The organism is Nonomuraea sp. LPB2021202275-12-8, assembly GCF_037044575.1.
In the GTDB taxonomy this organism is placed as follows: Bacteria; Actinomycetota; Actinomycetes; order Streptosporangiales; family Streptosporangiaceae; genus Nonomuraea.
This window is the reverse complement of the sequence record NZ_JBAHWD010000090.1, coordinates 1-3601: the sequence shown is the minus strand read 5'-3', so window position 1 is coordinate 3601 and position 3601 is coordinate 1. Positions and strand designations below refer to the sequence as shown.

6 protein-coding genes are annotated in these 3601 nt (G+C 66.4%); 2 read left to right on the top strand and 4 right to left on the bottom strand.

The genetic code is table 11. The features are described 5' to 3' along the window. The coding region (locus V5E28_RS48685; protein ID WP_336217137.1) for a NucA/NucB deoxyribonuclease domain-containing protein at window positions 1-404 on the top strand (404 nt) is incomplete at its 5' end. A gap of 76 nt (window positions 405-480) precedes the next feature. Further along, window positions 481-1074: a DUF6461 domain-containing protein gene (locus V5E28_RS48680; protein WP_336217136.1), complete on the top strand. Its 594-nt coding sequence runs from the start codon at window positions 481-483 to the stop codon at window positions 1072-1074. A 123-nt stretch (window positions 1075-1197) separates the two neighbouring features. Here the strand turns inward: V5E28_RS48680 and V5E28_RS48675 are convergent, their stop codons facing one another. The 4 genes from V5E28_RS48675 to V5E28_RS48660 all read right to left on the bottom strand — a co-directional run bounded on the left by V5E28_RS48675 (window position 1198) and on the right by V5E28_RS48660 (window position 2801). After that, window positions 1198-1599, bottom strand: a complete 402-nt coding sequence (locus tag V5E28_RS48675; RefSeq protein WP_336217135.1) for an IS66 family transposase — start codon at window positions 1597-1599, stop codon at window positions 1198-1200. After that, window positions 1562-1999 carry an IS66 family transposase gene (locus V5E28_RS48670; RefSeq protein WP_336217134.1) on the bottom strand — a complete coding sequence of 146 codons (438 nt, stop codon included), beginning with the start codon at window positions 1997-1999 and terminating at the stop codon, window positions 1562-1564. The genes V5E28_RS48675 and V5E28_RS48670 overlap by 38 nt, the downstream gene beginning before the upstream one ends. Window positions 2000-2018: 19 nt before the next feature. Then, on the bottom strand, window positions 2019-2612 hold the full coding sequence (locus V5E28_RS48665; protein ID WP_336217133.1) for a DUF6444 domain-containing protein: 594 nt from the start codon (window positions 2610-2612) through the stop codon (window positions 2019-2021). 66 nt (window positions 2613-2678) lie between these two features. Continuing rightward, entirely contained in the window at window positions 2679-2801 is a 123-nt protein-coding gene (locus V5E28_RS48660; protein WP_336217132.1) for a hypothetical protein, read from the bottom strand. Window positions 2802-3601: the final 800 nt, after the last annotated feature.

The window sequence follows — 3601 nt, the reverse complement described above, 5'->3', positions numbered from 1 at the left end:
CCTATGGTGGCTGCCTGAAGCACACCAGAGCCAGTGCGAAGGTCCCGGGGACTATCCCAAACCTAAACCGGAAGAAGGCTGTCGCCACCTGCGAGCTGTTCATCCGTAAGTACTATGACCCCGACAGCTGCGATGAATATCCATTCGCATCGACTCTGCAGGGCGCGAGTAAGACAGATTACCAGTTCTCGGTGGCGGTGATCGAAAAAGATGATAACTGTGCGGCGGGCAGCAGACTGGGGGCCTGGTATAACCGCGTCCGACTGCTGGAAACCGACGAGTTCTGGGTCGACACGATCTCCAAAGAGACGAACCGTCCGAGGAGCGATGCACCCGGATACATGGCGACCAACCCAACGCCGGAGGAGCTTTTCCATCTGGACGGCTGTACGGTAGACGGCTAGGATCATCTAGCCGATTCGGATCTGGATGCGGCATGAGCGTGCATGCACGCTCATGCCGCATCATCCTTGCGGGGTCATGTTGAACGACATATTCGACGCCTATAACGCGACGACACACCTAATTTTCGAAGAACCTACCTGCATCACCTGGGTTGGTGGTCTGTCCTTGCCGGAATGCGTCCGCCTTTTTGGCGGAGACCCTCTCCGGACACGGGAGGCTGATTTCGAGGACATATACGAAGAAGGGAGCGACCTCAATCCCGACGACCCGAGCGACGGCGCCATCCTGCTCGATCAGCAGGGCGACTGGGTGGTGGTGGTGGAGCCGATGAGCTACCGCGGAATGTCATCCGCATTGTTGAAGCGGCTCTCCTTGAACGGAGCCGCCCTGAGTCTCTACTGGACCGTCAACGGGGATGCCTACGTCAACTGGGCCGAGCACGGCCATGTGCTCTATACCTTCGACCCGCTGACCCTGAACACCACTGAACCCGATCTGGCAGAGGTGGGATGGGTCGTCGATCAGGGCGTAGATCTCGACGCATGGCGTCAGAACTGGTTTGCGGCAACGCTGACACTGGCGGAGAAAATCACCTCCATACGCTTGGACCCGGCGTGGATGGAGAGACTTCACGTGGGGGCGACCGTCGGCCCCATGCCGTCAGCCTGAATCGGACGGCCCCGGGGACCACAGCATGACTCGGCCGGGCGCCTGAGGCTATCCTCGGCGGAGGTGTGCGGAGATAGCCGATGACCTATACCCCAACTCCAGGAGTTGATCGCCGGTATCCATTCACGCCCGTGATTGAGCAAGCGTTCGTAGCGGCATCCAGGGGTTGCCGGCCAGGGCGTCACGAAGGGCGTCGAGTGGGTGGATGCCGTGGTTGCAGGCGGTGCCGAGGTAGGAGCGGATCAGGCAGTAGCGGGCAGCGGTGCGGACGCTGCGCCAGCAGCCGCCGATCTTCATCTGCAGCTTCACCATCCGCTGGGGCTGCTCGCACGGGTTGTTGGTGAAAGGCACGGCGAAGTCGACGCTGAACCTCCAGACCTGGTTGGCGCGGGCTTGTAGCCGCCTTGCCAGGGTGTAGCCGGGATGTCGGCCGGTCGGCCAGTCACGGTGGGCGTTGGTGACCACCCCCCAGGCCACCGCATGGTCGTTACGGGAGCGCAGCCCGTCCAGCACCTGCGCCTCCACGAAGGTGGCCCCCTGGGCGCCGGGCCTGGGTGACCGCGGCCTTGGCGTCGGTCAGCGCGCTCATCACCGGCTCGGTCCAGCAGCGCTGCACCCGGCTGCCCTCGCCGTCCAGCTCGCCGAGCCCGCGCAGCGAGCGCAGCAGGTGCGCGCAGCACAGCTGCACGCCGGCCAGGTGCCGGTCGTACTTGGCATAGCCGGCGTAGTCGTCGCGCACCAGGGTGCCCCGGTAACCGGGCAGAATCCCGAACCCGTCTAGCTCGGCGTGGCCCCGCCCGGCCGCGGCGCCGAACCAGAGCAGCCGGCCGGCGCGGGCGGTATAGACATACAGCAGCCGATCACCGTCATCGGCGGCGACCCGGGCGGGGGTCTCATCGTGGTGCAGCACCGGTGCGGCCCGCAACGCGGTCTTCAGCGCGGCCTCAAAACCGGGCCAGGTGGTCGGCGACGCGCTTGACCAGGCCGCCGGTGAACACGGTCGAGACCGGCGCGTCCAGCAGCACACCCACCAGATCCGCGGCCCGCTCAATGCTCATATGCCCGGCACAGGCCAGCAGCGCAGTCGCGGCCCGCACGTTCGGGCCGTAACAACACGGCCCGGCCAGCCCGGCCGGTGCCGCCGCCCGGGTCATGCGGCGACAGAGCGGACAGGACGCCTGCACCATCCGGTACTCGCTCACCCGCAGCCGGATCGGCGGGGTGTCGAACACCTGCACCCGCGTGCCGACCTCACCCGGCAGGCCGGCCAGCGGGTGAGCGCAGCCGGCGCACGCGTCCGGAACCAGGACGATGATCTCGTCCGGATCGTTGCGCCAGGCCAGCCCATGCCCCTCATGCCCCGGCTGACCGCCGCGCGGCCGGGGCGAGCGCCCCTTGGCCTTCTTCGCGCGCTTGGCCCGCGCCGCCGGCCCGTCTGAGCCCGGCGGCATCGAGGAGTTCGACGAATCCATCCCCGCCCGCCGCTTCAACTGCGCGACCTCGGCCAGCAGCACCGCGATCACCGCATCCCGCTTCACCAGTGCAGTCAGCAGCTCCTCACGGCTGAGGCCCTGGAAGTCGCTCGGGGACGAGATCCCCTTACGCTACGACGACAACCGCATGACATCCACACCCGCGAACAGAATGTTGGCCAGCGGGGTGGACAGCCAGTCGGTGGGCTCGCTCCCGCCGGGTAGCCGTTCCACCAGGAGCCAGCAGTCGGGCATATACCCGTCACCGCCTCGGGGGATGTCACTGTTTGCAGGCCGCACGCGCAGTACGAGGAAGGGGAAGCGCATCGTGGCGGCCGGGTTGCTCTGCTCTTCTTGGTGCCCCGCCGCCTGCTCACCCGGCGCAGACTGCTTCGTCCGGCGGCCAGGCCAACTCGCGCAGGCTGGAGGGCGCGCTGCGGTTGGCCACCGGGCGGCGGCCGTTGCCGGAGTAGAGCACCGTCTCGGGGACAACATCGGCGGTATACGACTGGTGCCGCCCTTGACGGCGACCACGTACGGCAGGCCGCGCTCGGTCTGGCCAAGCCGGAGCGCGGTCACATCGCCGTAGCGAAGTCGGCCACTACCAGCGGCGGCACCTGTCCCCAGGAGGCCAGCTCATCGAGCGTCTCCAGGACCTACTGCCATTTGGGATGGTGCCGCTGATCGTCGGGGATGCGGCAGCGCCGCCGCCGCTCGGCGATCGCTGCGGCTTCAGTCTCGCTCTCGGCCAGCGCGTCGTCCCAGCGTTGCGGCAGGGGTCAGGCGGGCGTGCACTTCGAGCCGGAACTTACGCACGTCCTTTGGCGCGATCAACGGCTATACCTGTTCGGTGTCGGGCGCTCGTAGCGGGGTTGCCGGTGGCCCGAATGACCTAAGAAAAAGCCTGACCTGCGGAAACGCAAAATCATCCCGTGTATATCCCCTGATCATGGTCTTACAGCTGCATGCGGGCACCGTCAGCTGCCTACCGAGGGCGAAAAACAAAGACCTGCGGTTGTGAAACCGCAGGTCAGGGGCCTGAATGCCGATCTAGG